The following is a 235-nucleotide window of genomic DNA, read 5'->3' on the forward strand; positions in this document are numbered from 1 at the left end:
GTCTATAGGTGTAAGTCGCCCCATCTCCCAGATTGATAAGGCAGGGTGTTATGGTCACAATAGCATCAAGAGACGGATCGTTGGCGTCATCTTTAATTGTCAAGCAACTCGCATTAACGACGTGACTGCTATCGAGCTCCGGTTGAGGCCGTATCGTAGTCGGTGGAGAAATCTTGGTGAAATTAAGTTGAACGGAGCTCGCCTGTTTGGAATCATTAGATATTTTCATAAGCGT

General features: G+C 46.0%; 1 protein-coding gene. It reads left to right on the forward strand.

The features are described 5' to 3' along the window. Positions 1–235: hypothetical protein (locus AC6UD2_RS06905; protein ID WP_500698451.1), on the forward strand; the 235-nt coding region annotated here is incomplete at both ends.

The sequence above is a fragment of the Fructilactobacillus sp. X2R5C2 genome (genome assembly GCF_059901375.1).